This is a genomic window from Modestobacter altitudinis (genome assembly GCF_005930475.1).
In the GTDB taxonomy this organism is placed as follows: Bacteria; Actinomycetota; Actinomycetes; order Mycobacteriales; family Geodermatophilaceae; genus Modestobacter; species Modestobacter altitudinis.
Map to the genome: position 1 here is coordinate 1 of NZ_SJEW01000083.1, position 21,610 is coordinate 21,610.

The window sequence follows — 21,610 nt, forward strand, 5'->3', positions numbered from 1 at the left end:
GCCCCCGCCCGAGCACGTCCACCACCCCCGCGGCGGCCGGCACCGAGACGACGGAGGCCTGACCATGCCGCTCACCCGCAACGAGCTCGCCGCTCGCGCCGCGCAGGAGCTGGAGGACGGCCAGTACGTCAACCTCGGCATCGGGATGCCGACGCTGGTGCCGAACTACGTGCCCGAGGGCGTGCACGTGGTGCTGCACAGCGAGAACGGCATCCTCGGCGTCGGCCCCTACCCGGTCGAGGGCGAGGAGGACGCCGACCTGATCAACGCCGGCAAGGAGACCGTCACGATCCTGCCGGGCGCGAGCTTCTTCGACTCCTCGACGTCCTTCGGCATGATCCGCGGCGGCGCACTGGACCTCGCCATCCTCGGCGCCATGCAGGTCAACCCCCGTGGCGACCTGGCCAACTGGCTCATCCCCGGCAAGATGGTCAACGGGATGGGCGGCGCGATGGACCTCGTCCAGGGCGCCAAGCGGGTCATCCTGATGATGGAGCACGTCGCCCGGGACGGGTCACCGAAGATCGTCGAGGAGTGCACCCTCCCGCTGACCGGCAAGGCCTGCGTCGACCGGGTCATCACCGACCTGGCCGTCATCGACGTCACCGACACCGGCCTGGTGCTGCGGGAGGTCGCCCCGGGCAGCACCGTGGAGGAGGTGGTCGCCGCCACCGGCGCGCACCTGCAGGTCGACGGCGAGGTGCCCACCATGGTGCTGCCGGCGGCTCGGTGACCGAGCTCGCGAGGTCACCCATCGGCACAGCACGGGAAGGCACGGGACCGGCGAGCGCCAGCGAGCCGCTCCCGTGACGTTCTCGGTCATCGCCCGGGACGCCGCCACCGGCGACCTGGGCATCGCCGTCTCCTCCTGCATCCTGGCGGTCGGCCGGGCGGTGCCGACCGTACGTCCTGGGGTTGGCGTCATCGCCGTCCAGGCACGCAGCCGGCGCGGGCTGGGGAACTCGTTGCTGGCCGGGCTGGCCGAGGGCCGCTCGCCGCAGGAGCTGGTGCGGCACGCCTCGCACGCCGCGGAGGACGTCGACCGGCAGATCGCCGTGCTCGACGCCACCGGGCAGGTCGCCGCCGACACCGGCCGCGGGTCGCTGCCGGCCAGCGGGCACCTGCTCGGTGAGGGCTTCAGCGTGCAGGGCAACATGCTCGCCTCCCCCGACGTGCTGCCGGCCATGTCGGCCGCCTACGCCGCGGCGGGCGCCTCGCTCGCCGACCGGCTGCTCGCGGCGCTGACCGCCGGGCAGGACGCCGGGGGTGACCTGCGCGGCCGGCAGTCCGCCGCGCTGCAGGTGGTCACCGGCCGACCGGCCACCGCCGACGACGACGGCGTCCGGGTGGACCTGCGGGTCGACGACTCCGGCGACCCGGTGGCGCAGCTGCGGATGCTGCGCAACCTGCAGCGCGCCTACGACGAGCGCGACTACGAGACGCTGGCCGTCTTTGCCCCCGAGGGCGCCCGCGACCTGTACGCGGCGCTGGCCGCGTCCCGCCGGGGCGACCGGGCGGCGGCGCGCAGCGCCCTGGAGGCGGTGCGCACCCGGCCGGGCTGGTCGACGTGGCTGGCCTCGATGGCCGGGGACTCGCGGCTGTCGGCGGTCTCCCAGCTGCTCGACTGAGCCCGGTCAGTACCCGAGCCGGTGCAGGGCCCTCGCGAGGTCGTCGGACAGCTGCGCGTAGCCCGCGTCGTTCGGGTGGATGCCGTCGGCGAACAGCCCGTCGGGCGGGGACAGCCAGCTGCCCGCCACCGGGTCGATGAACGGCAGCCCCGCCGTGCTCGCCGCCGCCGCCAACGCGTTCCGCAGGGCGAGGACTGCCCCGGCGGGGACGTCCGGCGGGGACAGCGGCCCGAGGACGACCACCCGGGCGGTCGGCAGCCCGACGTGCAGGGCCGCGTACAGCGACGCCGCCGCGGCCTGGACGAGCTCGGGTCGCTCGCCGACGTCGTTGGTGCTGCCCTGCACCACCACGACGTCCGGGTCGGCCGCCACCACACCGGCGAGCCGGTCGCCGAAGACCGTCTGCCCCGGCACGGTGCTGGGGTCGGCGTACCCGGTGCCGGACTCCCCCTGCGCGTACGCCACCCAGCCGAGTTCCGCCGCCGTCTGCGCGACGTAGCCGGTGCCGCCGACCCCCACCGTGTAAGAGTCGCCGAGGAAGACCACGGTCGGTTCCGCCGTGGGCGCCGGCGTCGTCGCGCCCGACGTCGCGGGAACCGACCCGATGGCGGTGCCGGACGAAGGGCTGCTGCACCCGGCTGAGGTGAGGAGCGTCCCCAGGAGGAGGACGAGGAGAAGCCGGCGCACCGCACGAGTATCCGTGGGGGCCCTCCGTCACCTCGGCAACGGACGGGGTGCGGCGCCCCACACCCCGGACTCACAGCGACCGTCTGCGCAGGGGCTCGCACAGGAAGTGGGCCGGTTGGGGTGCCGGTGACTGCCGGGACTGCCGAGATCGGGTGGCCGGCCCGCCGGTCGTGTCCTGCACCGGCCCGGCGCCGAAGACCCGCAGGATGCTGGGGTGGCACCCCCAGCACCAGTCTCCGAGGCGTCAGCGTTCTCCCACTCCCGTCGAGGGCTCGTGGCCGTCGCCGTGGCCACAGCAGCCGTCGGGCTCTCCGCGTGCGGCGACGGAGGCGTGGAGCAGACTCCGGCCGCCGCGTCCGGGACGGCTGCCCCGGCGACGACGACCGCCCCTGTGACGGGTGCGCCGGGCACCTCGAGCGCCGAGGTCGTCTCGACCGGGGCCCCGGTGGCCACCAAACCCCCCACCTCCGTGGCGACCGACCCGCCGCTGACGCCGGACCCCGGGTCCGACGTCGCCGTGCAGATCACCTACAGCGGGTGGGACGCCGCCACCCAAGCGGTCGAGGTCGACGGCTACGTCGCCGACGTGGCCGAGTCCGGTGGCACTTGCACGCTCACCCTGACCCAGGGCGGCACGTCCGTCACCGCCAGCGTGCCGGCCAACCGGGAGCCGAGCGCGACCTCGTGCAGCAGCGCGCGGATCGGCCGGGCGCAGCTGTCCCCCGGGACGTGGGCCGCCGTGCTCGGCTACGACTCCGCCACCTCGCACGGGCAGTCGGAACGGGCCCAGGTCGTCGTCCCGTGATCCGTGCCCTGATCCGGCTGGCGACGGTCATGACCGTGCTGACGGCGGCGCTGCTCGTCCCCGCTGCTGTCGACAGCCCGGTCTCCCGCGCGCAGGCAGCCGACGCGACCCTCTTCGACGCGGGCAACATCATCTCCGACAGCGTCTTCTTCGACGGCCTGTCCATGGACGCGGCCGCGGTGCAGGCCTTCCTGACCGCCAAGGGCGCGTCCTGCACCAACGGCCAGATGCCGTGCCTGAAGAACTACCGCCAGGACACCGCCGACCAGCCTGCGGACGCCTACTGCGCCGGCTACCGGCGGGGGACGGCGGAGACCGCCGCCACGATCATCGCCAAGGTCGGCGCCTCCTGCGGCATCAACCCCCGGGTCCTGCTGGTGCTGCTACAGAAGGAGCAGGGGCTCATCACCACGAAGAACCCGACCCCGTACGCCTACACGCACGCGACCGGGTTCGGCTGCCCGGACACGGCCGCCTGCGACCCCGCCTTCTCCGGCATCGTCAGCCAACTCTACTTCGCCGCCCGCCAGTTCCAGCGCTACGCGGCCGGTGCGGCCGGCTCGTACCGGGCCGGACGGGAGAACACCATCTCCTACGCCCCGGCGACGAAGACGTACGACAACGTCGGCAACGCCCGGTGCGGGACCTCCCAGGTGTACATCGCCAACAAGGCGACCGCTGGGCTGTACAGCTACACGCCCTACCGGCCGAACGCGGCGGCGCTGGCCGCCGGGTACGGCACCGGGAACAGCTGCTCCACCTACGGCAACCGGAACTTCTACCTCTACTTCACCGACTGGTTCGGCTCCACCCAGTCGCCGGGCGGCGAGGCCATCCTGACCCGGGCCTCGGCGCCCGGCGTGAGCACCGTGCTGGGCGCCGCGACGTCCGGGGTGAAGTGCGGCCTGGCCGCGGGCGGATGCTTTCAGAGCTACCAGAAGGCCAGCATCTCTTGGTCCCCGGCGACCGGCGCGCAGATCGTCCGCGGCGCCATCTTCGGCCGCTGGGGCGCCTCGGGCGGGGAGGGCGGCGCGCTCGGCTACCCCACCGGCGAGGAGTGGTGCGGCCTGACCGGCGGCGGCTGTTTCCAGTCCTTCCAGGGCGCCTCGATCTACTGGTCCCCCAGCGCCGGCACGCACGCGGTCGGTGGCGCCATCGGCGCCAAGTGGGCAGCACAGGACTACGAGAAGGGGCCGCTGGGCTACCCGAGCTCGGACGAGACCTGTGGCCTGACCGGCGGCGGCTGCTTCCAGGTCTTCCAGGGGGCCCGCGTCTACTGGTCGCCGGCGACCGCCGCGCGAATCGTGGACGACCCCGTCTACGGCACGTGGGCCGCCGCCAAGTGGGAGACCGGGCGCCTGGGTTACCCGACCAGTGACACCACGTGCGGGCTCGCCGACAGCGGTTGCTCGCAGACCTTCCAGAAGGGCTCGGTCTACTGGTCTGCCAGCACCGGGGGCCACGTCGTCAGCGGCGCCGTCCTGACCAAGTGGACGGCGACCAAGGCGCAACAGGGGCCGCTGGGGTACCCGACCAACAACACCACCTGCGACCTGGTCAACAGCGGCTGCTCCCAGTCATTCCAGCACGGGTCGATCTACTCGACGACGGCCACGGGTGCGCACACCGTGACCGGAGCCGTGTTGGACCGCTGGGCCGCCAGCAGGTGGGAGACCGGCCCGCTGGGCTACCCGACCACCGACACCGCCTGCCGGGCGGACGGTGGTTGCTCGCAGGACTTCCAACACGGCGCGATCACCTGGACTCCTGCTCTCGGGGCGCACCCGGTGACCGGTTCTTTCCGCGATCGGTGGGTTGCCGCGGGCCGGCAGACCGGTGCGCTCGGCTACCCGACGAACGACCGGGCTTGCACGCTGGTCCGGGGCGGTTGCTACCAGACCTTCCAGAGCGGCGGCGTCTACTCCTCGGCGTCCAGCGCCGCTGCCTTCGTCGCCGGAAACGTGTGGGACAAGTGGTCGGCGCTGCGGTGGGAGAACGGACCGCTGGGCTACCCGACCCGCAGCACCACCTGCGGGCTGGTCGACGACGGCTGCTTCCAGACGTTCGAGGGCGGCTCTGTCTACTCCTCCGACACCAGCAAGGGCCCGCACACCGTCTGGGGGTCGATCCTCACCACCTGGGCGGCGATGTCCTGGGAGCGCGGGGCGTTGGGCTACCCGACCGGTGACGAGGTCTGCGGGCTGACCGACGGTGGCTGCTCGCAGCAGTTCGAGAACGGCGCCATCTACTGGTCCCCGTCCTCGGGAGCCCGGGTCGTCACCGGCGCCATCGGCGGGGTGTGGACCAGCGCGGGAGCGGTCCAGGGGGCGCTGGGGTACCCCGTCGCCAACCAAGTGTGCGGTCTCGTCGAGGGCGGCTGCTACCAGCAGTTCCAGCGCGGCTCGATGTACTGGACGCGAACGACCGGCGCCCATGCCGTCTCCGGCAAGATCCTCTCCACCTGGGGCGCTGGTGGCTGGGAGCGCGGGACGTTGGGCTACCCGATGGCGGACCCGGTGACCACCGCGAAGGAGACCACCCAGCAGTTCCAGCGCGGCACGCTGGTGCAGAACCGGTCCACGGGCGCAGTCACCCGCCGCTGACCGGTGGCGCGCACGGCAGCGGGGCCCGGTCCGGTCGGACCGGGCCCCGCTGTCGTCCCTGCCCGAGTTCGCCGGCGGGGGCGACATCGTGACGGGGATCAGCGACGTCGGTGGCCGCTACCGCATCATCGTCGACCGAGCGGTCCTCGAGCGCGTCGACCGACACGTTTACCAGCGGCGGCCCGCCATCGGGCACCGTACGACCGGCTGCCGTCGGCAGCGATCACGGTCCCGTCGACGCCCATGCAGATCCGCGAGGTGCTGCCGTCCTCGGCCCGCTCGATGAACTCCGCGACGGCGTGCGCTTCGATCTCGAGATGGTCGAGGCGCGGGCCCTCGCGCCGACCTACTTCAGCAGGCTCCGTGCGATCACCATGCGCTGCACCTGGTTGGTGCCCTCGTAGATCTGGGTGATCTTGGCGTCGCGCATCATCCGCTCGACCGGGAAGTCCTGGGTGTAGCCGGCCCCGCCGAACAGCTGGACGGCGTCGGTGGTGACCTGCATGGCGACGTCGGAGGCGAACGCCTTGGCCGAGGCCGACACCATGGTCAGGTCGGGGCCGCCGGTCTCCCCGCGCGCGGCGGCGACGTAGACCAGGTGGCGGGCCGCCTCGATCTTCATCGCCATGTCGGCGAGCATGAACTGCACGCCCTGGAAGTCCGAGACCGCCGAGCCGAACTGGCGACGGTCCTTGGTGTAGGCGATGGCGGCGTCCAGCGCTCCCTGCGCCACGCCGACGGCCTGGGCACCGATGGTCGGCCGGGTGAAGTCCAGCGTGCGCAGTGCGGTCTTGAAGCCGGTGCCGGGCTCACCGACGACCCGGTCGGCCGGGATGGTGCAGTCGGTGAAGTAGAGCTCGCAGGTGGGCGAGCCCTTGATGCCCATCTTCTTCTCCTTGGGGCCGACGGCGAAGCCCGGGTCGTCGCGGTGGACGACGAAGGCGGAGATGCCGTTGGCGCCCTTCTCCGGGTCGGTCACCGCCATGACGGTGAACCACTCGGAGACGCTGGCGTTGGTGATCCACGCCTTGGTGCCGTTGAGCACCCAGCTGTCACCCTCGCGCCGGGCCCGGGTGCGCATCGACGCAGCGTCCGAGCCCGCCTCCCGCTCGGAGAGCCCGTAGCTGATCATCGCGTCGCCGGCGGCGATCGAGGGCAGCACCCGCTGCTTGAGGTCCTCCGACGCCGAGAGGATGACCGGCACCGAGCCGAGCTTGTTGACCGCGGGGATCAGCGAGGCGCTGACGTCGACCCGGGCCACCTCCTCGATGACGATGCAGGTGGCGATCGCGTCGGCGCCCTCGCCGCCGTAGGACTCGGGGATGTGCGTGGCGTGGAAACCCGCGGCCGTGAGCGCCTTCTGCGCCTCGACCGGATAGCGCGAGTCGGCGTCCACCTCCGCGGCGTAGGGGGCGATCTCCCGCTCGGCGATCTCGCGGACCGCCTCCCGGACAGCGTCGTGCTCCTCGGTCAGCGCATACAGCCCGGCGTTGTTACCCACGGGTAGATGCTAATCCGACGAGGCGATGGCGGGGAAGCCGCCTCACCCTCCCGGCGGGGGATCGACGCGGGCCTGCAGCGCGGCGTCGCGGGCGAGCACCGAGTCGGCCAGGTCGGCTTGGAAGCGGGTGACCGCGGCGCGCAGCCGGTCGTCGCCGGCGGCCAGGATGCGCACCGCCAGCAGCCCGGCGTTGCGCCCTCCGCCGATGGAGACGGTGGCCACCGGTACCCCGGCCGGCATCTGCACGATGGACAGCAGGCTGTCCAGGCCGTCGAGCCGGTCCAGCGGCCGGGGGACGCCGATCACCGGCAGCGGGGTGGCCGCCGCGACCATGCCGGGCAGGTGTGCTGCTCCCCCGGCGCCGGCGACGATCACCCGCAGGCCCCGGTCGGCGGCGGTCTCGGCGTAGTCGAGCATCCGCCGCGGCGTCCGGTGCGCGGAGACGACGTGCGCCTCGAACGGGACGTCGAACTCCCGCAGTGCCTGCGCAGCGGGCTCCATCATCGGCCAGTCCGAGTCGCTGCCCATGACGATGCCGATGATCGGGTCGCTCACGGAACTCCTCAGTGCTCGTCGTCGAAGGCGAACGCGGGGTCCACGACGCCGTCGGCGAGGTACCGGGCTGCGGCGACCGCGCGGGCTCGCACCTCGGTCAGGTCCGAGCCCAGTGCGGTGACGTGGCCGAGCTTGCGGCCCCGCCGCTGGCCCTTGCCGTACCAGTGCAGCTTCACGTCGGGCCAGTGCGCCATCAGGTGGTGCACCCGCTCGTCGAGCGACGGGCCCGTCCAGCCGGTGTCGGCCGTGGCCCCGCCGAGCACGTTGGCCATGACGACGACCGGGGCGGTCATCGCCGTGGAGCCCAGCGGGTAGTCCAGGACGGCGCGGAGGTGCTGCTCGAACTGGCTGGTCCGGGCCCCCTCGATGGTCCAGTGCCCGGAGTTGTGCGGCCGCATGGCCAACTCGTTGACGACGATGCCCTCGGCCGTCTGGAACAGCTCGACCGCCAGCATGCCGACCACACCGAGCCGGTCGGCGATCCGGACGGCCAGCTCCTGGGCGGCGGTCGCGAGCTCGTCGGCCAGGCCGGGGGCCGGCGCGAGGACCTCGTTGCACACCCCGTCGCGCTGGATGGTCTCCACCACCGGCCAGACGGCGACCTGCCCGAACGGCGACCGGGCCACCTGCGCGGCGAGCTCGCGCACCATGGCGACCCGCTCCTCGGCCAGCAGCGGACCGTGCTGCTCGAGGAGGTCGGCCGCCTCGTCGGGGCCGTCGATGACGAACACGCCCTTGCCGTCGTAGCCGCCCCGCGGGGTCTTGAGCACCACCGGCCACCCGACCTCGTCGGCGAAGGCGGCGACCTGGTGGACGGTGCGCACCTCCGCCCAGGCCGGCTGGGGCTCTCCCGCCTCAGCCAGCGCCCGGCGCAGCACCAGCTTGTCCTGCGCGTGGACCAGGGCGGCCGGGCCGGGGGCGACCCGGTGACCGGCGGCCTCGAGCGCGCGCAGGTGCTCGGTGGGCACGTGCTCGTGGTCGAAGGTGACCACCGTGGCGCCCTCGGCGAGGCGGCGCAGGTCGGCGAGCTCGCGGTGGTCGCCGAGCTGGACGTCGGCGGCGACCAGGGCCGCGGACTCCGCGGGGTCACCGGCCAGCACCCGCAGCGACTGCCCCAGCGCGATCGCCGCCTGGTGGGTCATCCGGGAGAGCTGTCCGCCGCCGACCATCGCGACGACGGGCAGTCCGGTCGTCGGCTGGAGCGGCGCGTTCATGGTGGGCAGCCTAGTGAGGGCTTCCCGGCCCCCGCTCCCGTCCCGCGCGTGGTCCGTGGCCGTGGCTGCGGCCGGCGCTGTCGGCCGCGGTGGCGCGGCCGAACCGCCGTGGGCTCCTTACCATCAGCGGGTGCCCTCAGTCCTGGACCCCGTCCGCCGGGTGCACTCCCGGTTCCGCGTCGTGCTGAAGGAGCTGAGCGCCTTCGGAGTCGTCGGTGCCGCCTGCTTCGTGCTGGACATCGGGCTGTTCCAGCTGCTCTACGCGCACCTGTCCGTGGGCGCCGTGACAGCCAAGCTGGTGACGACCCTGGTCTCGATGACGGCGGCCTTCTTCGCCCACCGGCACTGGTCCTTCTCGCACCGCGCCCGGACCGGGGTACGGCGCGAGTACTCCCTGTTCGCGCTGATCAACGGGACGACGCTGCTGCTGGGGCTGGCCGTGGTCGCGGTGGTCCGCTACCCGCTCGGGCAGGACAGCGCGCTGGTGCTGCAGATCGCGAACGTGGTGTCGATCGTGCTGTGCTCGGCGCTGCGGTACTTCTCCTACAAGCAGTGGGTGTTCCCCGCGCGGACGGTGACGACCGAGGGCGCCGTCCCGGTCCAGGACAGCGACGCCCGGATCGTCGCCTGACCGACCCGGCGCCGGACCGGCCCCGCACCAGGAACTGCTCAGCCGGGGCGGGGCATCAGCCCGCCAGCCGTGACCCGTGCCGGCCGCTGAGCACCTCGAGGCGGCTGGTGATCCTGGTCCGGAGCTCCTCGACGTGGCTGATCACCCCGACGGTCCGGCCGCCGCGGCGCAGTTCGTCCAGGACGGTCATCACCGCGTCCAGCGACTGCGGGTCCAGCGTGCCGAAGCCCTCGTCGACGAACAGGGTGTCGATCTGCACGCCGCCGCTCTCCGCGGTGACCACGTCGGCCAGCCCCAGCGCCAGCGCGAGGGAGGCCATGAAGCTCTCCCCGCCGGAGAGGGTCTTGGTCGGCCGACGGGCGCCGGTGTACTCATCGAGGACGTCCAGGCCCAGACCACCGCGGGCGCCGTGCCGCCCCTGGGCGTCGCTGTGCAGGAAGGTGTAGCGCCCGCCGGACATGTCACGCAGCCGCCGGCTGGCCACCTCGGCGACCTGTTCCAGCCGGGCGGCGAGGACGAAGGACTGCAGCCGCATCCGCAGCGTGTTGGCGCCGCGGCCGTTCACCAGGTCGGCCAGTGCGGAGACCTGCTCGGCGACGGTGCGCCGCTCGTCGAGCTCGACCTCCACGGCGGTGAGGTCGGCGGACAGCCCGTCCAGCGCCGCGGTGCAGCGCCGGACCTCGGCGAGCGCCGACACCGCGTCCTCGCGCACCGCGGTCGCCGACCGGAGGGACTCGGTCATCGTCGGGAGGTCCGGCCGGGGCGCGAGGTCGGCGAGCTCCGGTTCGGCGAGGGCGGCCGTGACGACCGACCACTGCTGGTCGTGCTCGGTCACCCGGTCCCGCATCCTCGCTGCACGCGCCGGGTCGAGCAGGGCGTCGGCGGCGGCCAGCAGGTCGGGGAAGCCGGCCTCGGTCACCCGCTCCTCGGCGTGCCCGCGCGCGGCGTCCGCGGCCGTGCGGGCCCGGAGCTCGGTCGCCTCCGCCTCGACGAGTGCCTCGCAGCGGTCGGCCTCGACGGTCAGCCGGCGGATCCGGGCCGCCAGGTCGGGGTCCTCCCCCTGGGCGGCCGCCACCCGCTCGCGGGCCTCGGCCAGCGCCTCCTGCGCGGCGCGCAGTTCGGCGCGCCGCTGGGCCAGCTGCTCGCGGTTGGCCGCCCGCGCGACGGTGGCCTCGTCTCGTGCGGCGAGCAGCGCCGCGAGTTCCCGCCGCGCCGGCTGCAGCGTGCCGGCCAGCTCCCGCACCGACGTCTCGGCGGCGACCGCCTCGGCACGAGCCCGCTCCAGCTCGGCCAGCGGCTCGGGGCCGGCCTGCGCGCGCAGCGCGGCCAGCTCCCGCTCGGTGGCCTCCTCAGCGCGCTGGGCCGCGAGGAACCGTTCCTCCCGGTCCTCCACGACCGCCCGCGCCTGCTCCTCGTCGGCCTGGGTGACGACCGGGCCGTCGGCGTGGGCCAGCCGCGGGTGCTCCACCGCACCGCAGACCGGGCAGTCGTCGCCGTCGGCCAGCCCGGCGGCGAGCTCGGCGGCCATTCCCGCCAGCCGGTGGCCGCGCAGGTCGGTCCAGGTCTCGCGGGCGTCGAGCCACACCTCCCGGGCCGCCCTGCTGGCGGCTCGCCGGCGCTCGGCCTCGACGGCGAGCTGTTCGGCGGCGAGGGCGGCGGTCAGCGCTGACCGGGTGCGCTCCAGCGTCGCGCTCACCCCGGCGAGGCGGGCGTCGGCCCCGGCTGCCGCCTCGACCACCGCCTCCTGCTGGGCCAGCCGGGCCGGCCAGCCGGCAGCCGCGGCGTCATCGCCTGCGCACTGCGCGGTCAGCACGTCCACCTGCTGGGAGGTGCGGGCGACCGACGTGGCGAGCGCCGCCGCGCGGTCGACGTCGGGCAGCACGGTGCGCAGGGCGGCGACCTCGTCGCGCAGGCCGCGGGACAGCAGCGTGTCCGCCGTCCGGCCGCCGGCCACCGCGATCCAGTTCCGGCGGACCGCGGCCAGCCCCTCCTCGGCGGCCTCGGCGGCGAGCGCGGCGTGCCCGGCCGCCTCCAGCACGTCGCGCACCGGGTCCGCCCGGCCGGCGGCGTCGAGGGCCGCGCGCAGCGGCACGAGCTCGTCGGCCTCTGCCTGTAGCCGGGCCAGGTCGGCGCGTGCCCGGTCGCGTCGGGCGTGCCGCTGTTCCGCGGCCCGGGCTGCGGCCAGGGCCGCGTCGACCCGGGTGACCTCGGCGGCGGCGGCCGCGGCGGCGGCCTCCCGCTCGGTCAGCCGGTCGGACACCTCGGCCCGCACCCTACGCACCCACGCGCCGGCGTGCGCGGCTGAGGCCGCGCCGACGAGCTCGGGGGCGAGCTCCTCGGGCACCTCGACGTCGGCGACCTGGGCGACCCGGGCCAGCAGCGTGCTCGCCGACAGCCGGGCCTCGTCGAGCTCGCTGCGGGCGGTCCGGCGTCGGTCGTCCAGCCAGCTCTCCACCTGCGCGAACCGACCGACGTCGAACAGGGTGCGCAGCAGCCGGCCGCGGTCCTCGGGCTCGGCCCGCAGGAAGCGCGCGAAGTCGCCCTGCGGCAGCAGCACGACCTGGCAGAACTGCTCGGCGGACAGCCCCAGCCGGCTGCGCAGGTGCTCGGAGCCCTCGTCGATGCGCGTGCTCACCGGCTCCCAGCCCTCGGGGGTCCAGCGCTGCACGGTCAGCTTGGCCTGCTCGGTCGTCCAGCCGGTGCCGCGCCGTTTGGGGCGCTGCTGTTCGGGGCGGCGGACGACCAGCAGCCGTTCACCGCCCAGCGTCACCTCGCACTCGACCTCGGTGCGCACGTCGTCGGCGGCGTGGTCGCTGCGCAGCCGCTTCTCCTCGCCGCGCGCACCGGGGACCGTGCCGTACAGCGCGTAGACGATGCCGTCGAGCAGCGTCGTCTTGCCGGCGCCGGTCGGCCCCCACAGCAGGAAGAGCCCGTCCCGCCCGAGGTCGTCGAGGTCGACCGCCACCTTGTCGGCGAAGGGGCCGAAGGCGGTCAGGGCCAGCCGGTGGACCCTCACAACCGCACGTCCTCTCGTGCCGCCGCGGCCAGGGCCCGCCCGAGCAGGTCGGACTCCCCCGGCGTGGCGGCGAGCCCGCGGACGTGCAGCACGAACTCGCCGGCGACCTCGAGGTCGCTGCGACCGGTGAGCCGCTCGGTGTAGCTGCGCCCGTCGGCCGGCGCACCGGACCCGGTCCACTCCAGGTGCACGCAGTGCGGGAACCGGACCTGCAGCTGGCGCATCGGGTCGACCGGCCGCACCGGGTCGGTCAGCCGGGCGGAGATGAAGTCGTCCTCGACCGCGGCGAGCGCGGGGTCGGCGAGCAGGTCGGCCAGCTCGCCGCGGAGCACGGTCAGCTGCCGCGGGGTGGGCAGGGGCACGGGGCGGACCCCGGCCAGACCGGCGCCGTCCAGGTCGACCAGCCAGGCCTGCTTGACCTGCCCGGCCTCGCCGAAGGAGTAGGCGAGCGGCGAGCCGCTGTACCGGACCCGGTCGCTGAGGGTCTGCGGCCGGTGCAGGTGGCCCAGCGCGACGTAGTCGACGCCGTCGAACACCGCGGCCGGCACGAGGTCCACCCCGCCGACGCAGATGTCCCGCTCGCTGTCACTGGGCACCCCGCCGCCGACGAAGGCGTGCGCGAGCACCACCGACCGGACACCGGGCCGCAGGAAGAGGTCGGCGCGGACCCGGTCCATCGCGGCGGCCAGCACGGCCTCGTGGCTGCGCCCGTCAGCCAGCCCGAGCTCGTGCCGGGCTATCTCCGGCTCCAGGTAGGGCAGCCCGTAGACGGCGACGTCGCCGTGCTCGTCGGAGAGCAGGACCGGCTCGTCGAGCGCCGGGGTGACCGCCCGGACGTGCACGCCGGACCGGGCCATCAGGCCGGCCCCGAAGGCGAGCCGCCGGGCCGAGTCGTGGTTGCCGGGGGTGAGGACGACGACCGCCCCGGCGCTGCGCAACCGCATCAGGACCCGGTCGAGCACCGCCGTGGCATCGGCCGAGGGCACCGCCCGGTCGTAGACGTCGCCGGCGACGACCACGACGTCGACGGACTCCGCGACCACCACCTCCGCCAGCCGACCGAGCACCTCCTCCTGCTCGGCGAGCAGGTCGGAGCCGTGCAGGGACCGGCCGATGTGCCAGTCGGAGGTGTGCAGCAACCGCATGCGCAGAACGCTATGCCGAGGTGCTGACGCTTTCCGACTCGTGTCGTCCCGGACGTGCTCGGTCCGCCGTCGCCGGAGGCACCGGCACCGGGTGGGTCACGCGCGGACGGGGCACCGCCACCCGCTCGCCCGTGGACACCGCACTGAGCCACTGGGTGCGGGGCTCCCGGACCCGGGCGGCCGCGGCGGCCCCGGACCGGGGCCCGCCGGCCGTCACCGGCGCGGCAGGCAGCCGGTCGACCGACACCGGGAGCCGGTGCACTGCCAGCGCGGGGACGTCGTCGACCGCCGGTGGCTCGGGAGCCGCGGACACGACCGGCACCGACCGCGGCGCCGAGCGGCGCTTCGGCACCAGCGCCATGATCCGAGCCCGGGCCGGCTCCTCCACCAGGTGGTGCAGCAGCGGGGCGAGCAGGAACGGGGCCAGGGTCATCGCCGGGACGGCGAGCATGAAGCCCGGCGTCGGCACCCAGGCGTCCGCCGGGTCCTGCCAGACGATGGTCGTGACGACGTCGAGGACGACGAAGTGCGTGAGGTAGATGCAGTAGGAGATGCGCCCGCCGTAGACCAGCGTCCGCCGGCCGAGCAGCGAGGCCAGCCCGCGGTCGGTGAAGGACAGGGAGACGATGAGCAGGGGGATCAGGCAGACGACGACGCCGCTGTAGTCCTGGCCGAGGTCGCCACCGCGGCGCCAGCTGTTCCACAGGAAGACGCAGACCATGAGCACGACAGTCAGGACCGAGCCGGCCAGGGCCAGGGACTCGGTGCGCTCGGTTCGGCGGATCCGCTTCGCCGCGATGGCGGCGAGCAGACCGGCAACGAACCCGCAGGCGATCCGGGTCATCCAGTTCTGCGCGAGGTCGGGCACCCCCTCCTCGAAGGCGGTGATCACCAGCGGGGTGCTCGCCGCGCAGGACAGCACGAGGACCAGCGGTGCCGGGAGGTGGAGCAGGGGGCGCAGGCAGACCGCCAGCAGGGGGAAGCAGATGTAGGCGAGCCACTCGGCGCTGATCGACCACCCGGGGAGCACGTAGCTCACACCGAAGAAGCCGTCCTGGCCCCACATGTGGGTCATCGAGAGCTGCCGGAGCATCTGGGCCACGTCCGCGTCGGGGTGCGGGACCAGCACGTCGGCGTTCCAGCCGCCCTTGCGCACGACCCACACCCACGCGCCCATGAGCACCGTGACGACGGCCCAGGCCGGCCAGACACGGGCGAAGCGCGCGAGCACGAACCGGCCGATCGTGGCCGGACGGGGTGAGCGCCCGACCTGCTCGAGGTAGGCCAGTCCGATGACGAACCCGCTGAGGGCGAAGAAGAGGTCGACGCCCAGCCAGCCGGCACTGATCACCGAACGCAGCAGCGGCGCCTGGTCGAGGTAGGGGCTCAGCAGACGCTGGAAGTGGAGCAGCACGACCCACGCGGCCGCGATGGCGCGCAGCCCGGTCAGCGCCCGGATCTCCCCGCGCGGGATCCCGACGGCCGAGTCTGCCCGGCCTGAGCGCAGGTGACTGGTCAACGGATCCCCCGGGGTGCTGGCGTGAAGGACCGGTCCAATGGCCTCCGTCGTCGACGCTAACGGCAGGACTCGGCCAGTCTCGAGTCGCGACGCTCCAACATCTTGGCTCGACCGTCGTCAGGTCCTGACAAGGTGTTCACAGCTGTCGCAGGCGCCCCAGCAGCACGGCCGGACGGCGCCGGACCGCCTGCTCAGAACTGCTCGGTGGAGCGCTGACCGTCCCGGGGGTGGTACTCCCCGAGGTACGCCGCGCTCTCCTGGGCCCGCCGGTCGGCGTCCTCCTCGACCAGCTGGTTCAGCAGCTGCTGCACCCGGTCGCTGTCCGGGATGGCGGAGAAGACGGTGGGGCCGCCCTCGCCCGCGGTCTCGATCGTCACCGTGCCGGAGTTGACGATCCGGTCCCACAGGCTCTGCCGGTAGGAGACGTCGGTGATCCGGGAGAGCCCGATGTCTCGGCCGTGCCGGGCGAGGACGCCGGTGCGGAACAGGAGCCGATGGGTGGTGATGACGTAGTGCGTCGTCCGCCAACGCAGCAGCGGGGCGGCGACGACGAACAGCGCGAGGACGACGGCGGCGCCGACGACCACGAGCCTCCAGAGCCCTTGCTGGCCACTGTCGGGCACCAGCGCGGCACCGAAGGACGCCGCGCCGACCAGGACGAGGAACAGCACGGTCGGCCAGAGGACGGCCAGCCAGTGCGGGTGCAGGTGCCGGACGACCTCTTCGTCTTCCCCGAGCACCTTGTCCGGATAGGCCACCCGGACAGGATGACCCACCGGCCCCGCGGAATCACGACCGGGCACGACGAGTCGTGGCACTGAGATCAGATCCGTACATGGTCACAGCTCGCGACCGGACGGAGGAGCTGCCTCGACACCACTGGGATGACGTCCTCCCGGAGCGCGCGGCATCAAGGCAGCGCGCTCATCCCCGCCGGACGTGCCGGACGTCGCCCGAGGCCAGCTCCACGACCCCCGCGCTGGTGCGGACGACGAGCCGCCCGTCCCAGTCGACGGCCTCCGCGACGCCCTCGAGGGTCGAGCCGTCGGGCATCGTCACGGTGACGGTGACCCCGACGGTGCTGCACCAGGCGAGGTAGTCCTGCGCCAGCCCCGAGGAGACCGGGTCGCCGAGGACCTGCACCCACCGGGAGTACCGGCGCTCGAACGAACCGAGGAAGACCAGCAGCACGCTCGTCCGGTCGACCGGCCCGCCGGCCACCAGCGCCAGCGACGTCCCGGTGTCCGGGAGCTCGTTCCGACGGGTCGAGACGTTCAGCCCCACCCCCACCACGACGGCGGTGCCGGCGGTCTCCGCCAGGATCCCGGCCAGCTTCGCGCCGTCCGGGGCCAGCAAGTCGTTGGGCCACTTGAGCGAGGTCCGGACGCCGGTCACCTCCGACACCGCCTCGGCCAGCGCCACCCCGGTCAGCAGCGAGAGCCAGGCGCGGCGGGCGGCGGGCACGTCGGGGCGCAGCAGCAGCGAGACGGTCAGCCCGGCTCGCGGCGGGGAGGTCCAGGTGCGGTCCAGCCGGCCCCGCCCGGCCTGCTGGTGTTCCGCGACGAGCACCAGCCCCTCCGGCTCGTCGGCCGCCGCGCGGGCGACCAGTTCCGCGTTCGTGGAATCGATGGCCTCGACCACCTCCACGGCCCGCCACAGGGCGCTGCCGGTGGTGACCGACGCAGGGAGGACGGCGGCGTCCAGGGAAGGCCGATCCGGTGCGGGGAGGTGGGGGTCGGACACGTCACCTACGCTAACGGCCCGTGAGCGAGCATCGCAGCGAGCGCCAGCGAGCGAGGAGCGGAACGAACCCCCGAGCGGAGCGAGGCATGACGCTGTGAGTGCCGCCGAACTGGAGAGCGCGGGCGAACACGTCCCCGCCGATCTCGACCTGCACACCACCGCCGGGAAGCTGGCCGACTTCGAGCGGCGGGTGCAGGAGGCCACGCACGCCGGCTCGGAGCGTGCGGTCGAGAAGCAGCACGCGGCCGGGAAGATGACCGCCCGGGAGCGGATCGAGGCGCTGCTGGACCCGGGCTCGTTCACCGAGCTCGACGAGTTCGCCCGGCACCGCTCCACCAACTTCGGCATGGAGGACCGGCGCCCCTTCGGCGACGGCGTGGTCACCGGCCACGGCACGGTCGATGGCCGCCCGGTCTGCGTGTTCTCCCAGGACGTGACGGTCTTCGGCGGCAGCCTCGGTGAGGTGTACGGCGAGAAGATCGTCAAGGTGCTCGACCTGGCGATGCGCACCGGCTGCCCGATCATCGGCATCAACGAGGGCGGTGGCGCCCGGATCCAGGAGGGCGTGGTCTCCCTCGGCCTGTACGCGGAGATCTTCCGGCGCAACGTGCACGCCTCCGGGGTCATCCCGCAGATCTCCCTGGTCATGGGGGCCGCGGCCGGCGGGCACGTCTACTCCCCCGCCCTCACCGACTTCATCGTCATGGTCGACAAGACCAGCCAGATGTTCATCACCGGCCCCGACGTGGTCAAGACCGTCACCGGTGAGGACGTCACCCTCGAAGAGCTCGGCGGGGCGCGCACCCACAACACCAGGTCCGGGGTCGCGCACCACCTGGCCACCGACGAGGCCGACGCCCTGGACTACGTCAAGGCGCTGCTGTCCTACCTGCCCAGCAACAACCTGGACCCGCTGCCCACGATCGAGGTCGCACCCGTCGACATCGCGCTGCCCGAGGCGGTGACCGAGGACGACCGCGAGCTCGACACCTTCATCCCGGACTCGGCCAACACCCCCTACGACATGCACACCGTGATCACCCACGTCCTCGACGACGGTGAGTTCCTCGAGGTGCAGGCGCTGTTCGGGCCCAACATCCTCATCGGCTTCGGCCGGGTCGAAGGCAGGCCGGTCGGCGTCGTGGCCAACCAGCCCACCCAGTTCGCGGGCACCCTGGACATCGACGCCAGTGAGAAGGCCGCCCGCTTCGTGCGCACCTGCGACGCCTTCAACATCCCGGTGCTCACCTTCGTCGACGTCCCCGGCTTCCTGCCCGGGACGTCGCAGGAGTGGGACGGCATCATCCGCCGCGGCGCGAAGCTGATCTACGCCTACGCCGAGGCCACCGTCCCGCTGATCACCGTCATCACCCGCAAGGCCTACGGCGGCGCCTACGACGTGATGGGCTCCAAGCACCTGGGCGCCGACGTGAACCTGGCCTGGCCCACCGCGCAGATCGCCGTCATCGGCGCCCAGGGTGCGGTCGGCATCCTCTACCGCAAGGAACTGGCCGCCGCCGAGGACCCCGAGGCGCTGCGGGCGGAGCTCATCGGCGAGTACGAGGACACCCTCGCCAACCCCTACGTCGCCGCCGACCGTGGCTACGTCGACGCGGTCATCCCGCCCTCCCACACCCGGGTGCAGATCGTCCGGGCACTGCGGCTGCTGGCCAACAAGCGACAGACGCTGCCCCCCAAGAAGCACGGGAACATCCCCTTATGACATTGCGATCCTCCGGACCGCACCGCGGCCAGGAGCCACCCTCGGCCACCGCTGAGCCGCTTGGTCGCTCGGTCGCGGGACCATCCGGGCCCCACTCCTCACGACAGGACGACGAGCTGGTCCTCCCTCTCCTGCGCGTGGTCAGGGGCGAACCCACCGCCGAGGAGCTCGCCGCCCTGACCGTCGTCGTCGCCGCGATGTCCCGGCGCCGCCCCCGCCGTCGGCCGACCCCGGTCGGCGCCTGGGCCTCGCGGGGGGACGTCGTCCGCACCCCGCTGCAGCCCGGTCCCGGTGGCTGGCGCGCCGCAGGGCGGTTTGCATGAGCGACGTCCGCCGGCTGGTGCTGGCCTCGCAGTCCCCGGCCCGGCTGCAGCTGATGCGCCGGGCCGGGCTGGACCCGGACGTCGTCGTCAGCGGGTTCGACGAGGGCTCCGTGCAGGCACCCCGGGTCGCCGAACTGGTCGCCCTGCTCGCCGCCGCCAAGGCGACCGCGGTCGCCGCCCGGGAGACCGACGCCCTCGTCGTGGCGGCGGACTCGCTGCTGGAGTTCCGCGGCCAGGCGATGGGCAAGCCTGCCGATGTCGCCGAGGCCCGGCTGCGCTGGGAGCGGATGCGCGGCCGCAGCGGTGTGCTGCACACCGGCCAGGCGGTCTTCGACGTCCGGGACGGCGCGGTGACCCAGCGGGACGTCGGCGTCGCCTCCACCGTCGTCCACTTCGACTCCCCCACCACGGCGGAGCTCGAGGCCTACCTGGGCAGCGGCGAGCCGCTGGCCGTGGCCGGCGCGTTCACCCTCGACGGCCTCGGGGCACCGTTCGTCCGCCGCATCGAGGGCGACCCGTCGGCGGTCATCGGCCTGTCCCTGCCCCTGCTGCGCACCCAGCTGGCGAGGCTCGGTACGTCACTGGTCGACCTCTGGCCCCACTGACCACACCCTGGCTTGACCCGCCCTGACCCCCGTGTGAGCGTCGGCCCCGACCACGGGGGGTTGTTCTTGTGAGGCGTCGCGTACGGGCACTGGTGTGCCTGCTCACCGGCCTGGTGCTGGTCCTCGGGCCGGCGTCGGTCGCCCGGGCAGACGCGTGGCAGGACCGGGTCTCCGCCGGCAACGGCTACGCCGCCGGTGCGGGGACCACCGTCGCGATCGCGATGTTCGACCGGGGCACCGGCAAGTACCGCGACAACGGCGCCGCCGCCCACACCCGCATCGAGTCCGCCTCGGTGATGAAGCTCTTCATCGCCGAGAACCTGCTCCACCGGCGCGACCTCGGGCAGATCCGGCTCTCCGCGGCCCAGCTGGCCGACATGTCGCGGATGCTCCGCGAGTCCTACGACGCCGCGGCCAACCGGTTCTGGAGCAGTTACGGCGCCAACGCGATCGTCAGCGACGTCATCGGCCGGTACGGCTTGCGCGAGACCGGCCTGACCAGCAACGCCCGCTACTGGGGCAACACGCTGATCACCGCGCGCGACATGGTGGTCTTCTACCAGCGGCTGATGGACGGCTCGGGCGGTCTGTCCGCCGGCTCGCGCAACTGGATGGTCGACCAGCTCCGGCAGTCGACCGAGCAGGGCGACGGTGGCCGGCAGTTCTTCGGGCTGCACGACGGGTTGCCGCTCGAGCACGTGATCGCCCAGAAGCAGGGCTGGATGTGCTGCGTCAACGGCAACGCCTACCGGCACTCCACCGGCCTGGTCGGCCCGGACAGCCGCTACGTCGTCGTCGTGCTCACCCGCGAGCCCTCCACCCGCGGGACGGCGCACCTCGAGGCGTCGATCAGCGGGGCGGTGCGGTCCATGTTCCCCGAGGGGCTCATCCCACGCGTGCAGGGGGACATCGGCGAGCTCTGGTTCCGGATGGGCGGCACCCGGAGTCTGCTGGGCTACCCGACCAGCGACGAGCTCGGCCTGCCCGGCGGCGCGGTGAGCCGATTCCAGGGCGGCTTCATCTACTGGACGCCGTCCACCGGCCCGCACTGGGTCGCCGGGGACATCCTCCGGACGTACGGCGCCCACGGCTACGAGCGCGGCGTGCTGCGCTACCCGGTCAGCGACGAGATCCCGCTGGCCGGTGGTGCGCTCAGCCGGTTCCAGGGCGGCTCCGTCTACTGGTCACCGGGCACAGGCGCCCGCGCGGTCGGCGGAGAGATCCTGGCCCGGTACGGCAGCTACAACTGGGAGTGGGGCGTGCTGGGCTACCCGACCAGCGACCAGCTCGCGCTGGTCGGCGGGGCGCTCAACCGGTTCCAGGGCGGCTTCGTCTACTGGTCGCCGTCCACCGGCGCCCACGCGGTCGGCGGCGCCATCCTCGGTGCCTACGGCGCCACGGGGTACGAGCGGGGCTGGCTGGGCTACCCGACCAGCGAGGAGACCCGACTGCCCGGCGGGGCGGTGAGCCGCTTCCGGGGCGGCGCCGTGTACTGGTCGCCCCGAGGCGGCGCACACCCCGTCCGCGGCCCGGTCCTCGCCGCCTACGAGGCCACCGGCCACGAGCAAGGCCCCCTGGGCTACCCGACCAGCGACGAGCTGGCCCTGGTCGGCGGCGGCGCCGCCACCCGGTTCCAGAACGGCATCCTCTACTGGACACGCGGCAGCGGTGCCCACTGGCTCGGCGGGGCCCTGCTCACCGCCTACGGCGCCCAGGGGTCCGAGCGGGGCACGCTCGGCTACCCGACCAGTGACCCGCACCCGGTGGCCAGCGGCACCCGCGTCGACTTCCAGCGCGGCAGCCTGACCCTCACCGCTTCGGGCCGCGTGCTGCGGGACGAGGACACGGCGACGTCGCCGGCCCCCAGGGCGACCACCCCGGCCCCGACGCGCGCTCCGGCACCCGCCTCGGC

Annotated in this window: 18 protein-coding genes; 9 read left to right on the forward strand and 9 right to left on the reverse strand. The window is 73.7% G+C overall.

The features are described 5' to 3' along the window. A partial coding sequence (locus tag FHL79_RS21805) for a CoA transferase subunit B (protein WP_439331138.1) occupies positions 1-733 on the forward strand: 733 nt, incomplete at its 5' end. Between the two features lie 73 nt (positions 734-806). Then, positions 807-1,628, forward strand: a complete 822-nt coding sequence (locus FHL79_RS21810; protein ID WP_138760660.1) for a DUF1028 domain-containing protein — start codon at positions 807-809, stop codon at positions 1,626-1,628. Positions 1,629-1,634: 6 nt separating this feature from the next. Here the strand turns inward: FHL79_RS21810 and FHL79_RS21815 are convergent, their stop codons facing one another. Continuing rightward, the gene (locus FHL79_RS21815; protein WP_138760661.1) at positions 1,635-2,315 is read right to left on the reverse strand and encodes an SGNH/GDSL hydrolase family protein; all 681 of its coding nucleotides are present in this window, start codon (positions 2,313-2,315) and stop codon (positions 1,635-1,637) included. A gap of 331 nt (positions 2,316-2,646) precedes the next feature. Here FHL79_RS21815 and FHL79_RS21820 point away from each other — a divergent pair, with 331 nt between their 5' ends. Next, positions 2,647-3,120: a hypothetical protein gene (locus FHL79_RS21820; protein WP_138760662.1), complete on the forward strand. Its 474-nt coding sequence runs from the start codon at positions 2,647-2,649 to the stop codon at positions 3,118-3,120. After that, positions 3,117-5,723, forward strand: coding sequence for an LGFP repeat-containing protein (locus FHL79_RS21825; protein ID WP_138760663.1), 2,607 nt, complete (start codon positions 3,117-3,119; stop codon positions 5,721-5,723). The genes FHL79_RS21820 and FHL79_RS21825 overlap by 4 nt, the downstream gene beginning before the upstream one ends. Before the next feature lie 346 nt (positions 5,724-6,069). Here the strand turns inward: FHL79_RS21825 and FHL79_RS21835 are convergent, their stop codons facing one another. Genes FHL79_RS21835 through FHL79_RS21845 form a run of 3 tightly spaced genes read right to left on the reverse strand, consistent with a single transcriptional unit; the run spans position 6,070 to position 8,993 of the window. Next, positions 6,070-7,224 carry an acyl-CoA dehydrogenase family protein gene (locus tag FHL79_RS21835; protein WP_138760664.1) on the reverse strand — a complete coding sequence of 385 codons (1,155 nt, stop codon included), beginning with the start codon at positions 7,222-7,224 and terminating at the stop codon, positions 6,070-6,072. Positions 7,225-7,266: 42 nt separating this feature from the next. Continuing rightward, positions 7,267-7,779 (reverse strand): 5-(carboxyamino)imidazole ribonucleotide mutase, encoded by a 513-nt coding sequence (gene purE, locus FHL79_RS21840; protein ID WP_246081103.1) that lies wholly within the window; start codon positions 7,777-7,779, stop codon positions 7,267-7,269. Positions 7,780-7,787: 8 nt separating this feature from the next. After that, a complete protein-coding gene (locus FHL79_RS21845) occupies positions 7,788-8,993 on the reverse strand; it encodes a 5-(carboxyamino)imidazole ribonucleotide synthase (protein WP_138760665.1) in 1,206 nt (401 codons plus the stop codon). 130 nt (positions 8,994-9,123) lie between these two features. Between FHL79_RS21845 and FHL79_RS21850 the strand changes: the two genes are divergently transcribed. Then, a complete protein-coding gene (locus FHL79_RS21850) occupies positions 9,124-9,624 on the forward strand; it encodes a GtrA family protein (protein WP_138760666.1) in 501 nt (166 codons plus the stop codon). Between the two features lie 55 nt (positions 9,625-9,679). Here the strand turns inward: FHL79_RS21850 and FHL79_RS21855 are convergent, their stop codons facing one another. The 5 genes from FHL79_RS21855 to FHL79_RS21875 all read right to left on the reverse strand — a co-directional run bounded on the left by FHL79_RS21855 (position 9,680) and on the right by FHL79_RS21875 (position 17,047). Continuing rightward, positions 9,680-12,640, reverse strand: a complete 2,961-nt coding sequence (locus tag FHL79_RS21855; RefSeq protein WP_138760667.1) for an AAA family ATPase — start codon at positions 12,638-12,640, stop codon at positions 9,680-9,682. Beyond that, positions 12,637-13,785: an exonuclease SbcCD subunit D gene (locus FHL79_RS21860; RefSeq protein ID WP_138760668.1), complete on the reverse strand. Its 1,149-nt coding sequence runs from the start codon at positions 13,783-13,785 to the stop codon at positions 12,637-12,639. The genes FHL79_RS21855 and FHL79_RS21860 overlap by 4 nt, the downstream gene beginning before the upstream one ends. Before the next feature lie 10 nt (positions 13,786-13,795). After that, entirely contained in the window at positions 13,796-15,304 is a 1,509-nt protein-coding gene (locus FHL79_RS26265; protein ID WP_138760669.1) for an acyltransferase family protein, read from the reverse strand. A gap of 191 nt (positions 15,305-15,495) precedes the next feature. Continuing rightward, the gene (locus FHL79_RS21870) at positions 15,496-16,062 is read right to left on the reverse strand and encodes a PH domain-containing protein (protein WP_138760670.1); all 567 of its coding nucleotides are present in this window, start codon (positions 16,060-16,062) and stop codon (positions 15,496-15,498) included. A 166-nt stretch (positions 16,063-16,228) separates the two neighbouring features. Continuing rightward, positions 16,229-17,047, reverse strand: coding sequence for a biotin--[acetyl-CoA-carboxylase] ligase (locus FHL79_RS21875; protein WP_138760671.1), 819 nt, complete (start codon positions 17,045-17,047; stop codon positions 16,229-16,231). Positions 17,048-17,141: 94 nt separating this feature from the next. On the opposite strand from FHL79_RS21875, the gene FHL79_RS21880 reads away from it, so the two are divergent. The 4 genes from FHL79_RS21880 to FHL79_RS21895 all read left to right on the forward strand — a co-directional run. After that, on the forward strand, positions 17,142-18,770 hold the full coding sequence (locus FHL79_RS21880) for an acyl-CoA carboxylase subunit beta (protein ID WP_138760672.1): 1,629 nt from the start codon (positions 17,142-17,144) through the stop codon (positions 18,768-18,770). 137 nt (positions 18,771-18,907) lie between these two features. After that, positions 18,908-19,093 (forward strand): acyl-CoA carboxylase subunit epsilon, encoded by a 186-nt coding sequence (locus FHL79_RS25970; RefSeq protein ID WP_246081105.1) that lies wholly within the window; start codon positions 18,908-18,910, stop codon positions 19,091-19,093. Further along, positions 19,090-19,698 carry a Maf family protein gene (locus FHL79_RS21890; RefSeq protein ID WP_138760674.1) on the forward strand — a complete coding sequence of 203 codons (609 nt, stop codon included), beginning with the start codon at positions 19,090-19,092 and terminating at the stop codon, positions 19,696-19,698. Before FHL79_RS25970 ends, FHL79_RS21890 begins: the two co-directional genes overlap by 4 nt. Before the next feature lie 68 nt (positions 19,699-19,766). After that, on the forward strand, positions 19,767-21,610 hold a 1,844-nt coding region (locus FHL79_RS21895; protein ID WP_171058288.1), incomplete at its 3' end, for a serine hydrolase.

Excerpts from the sequence above, each read along its gene's own strand:
- FHL79_RS21860 (WP_138760668.1), bottom strand. The coding sequence starts at position 13,785 with ATGCGGTTGCTGCACACCTCCGACTGGCACATCGGCCGGTCCCTGCAC.
- FHL79_RS21890 (WP_138760674.1), top strand. The coding sequence starts at position 19,090 with ATGAGCGACGTCCGCCGGCTGGTGCTGGCCTCGCAGTCCCCGGCCCGG.
- FHL79_RS21845 (WP_138760665.1), bottom strand. The coding sequence starts at position 8,993 with ATGAACGCGCCGCTCCAGCCGACGACCGGACTGCCCGTCGTCGCGATG.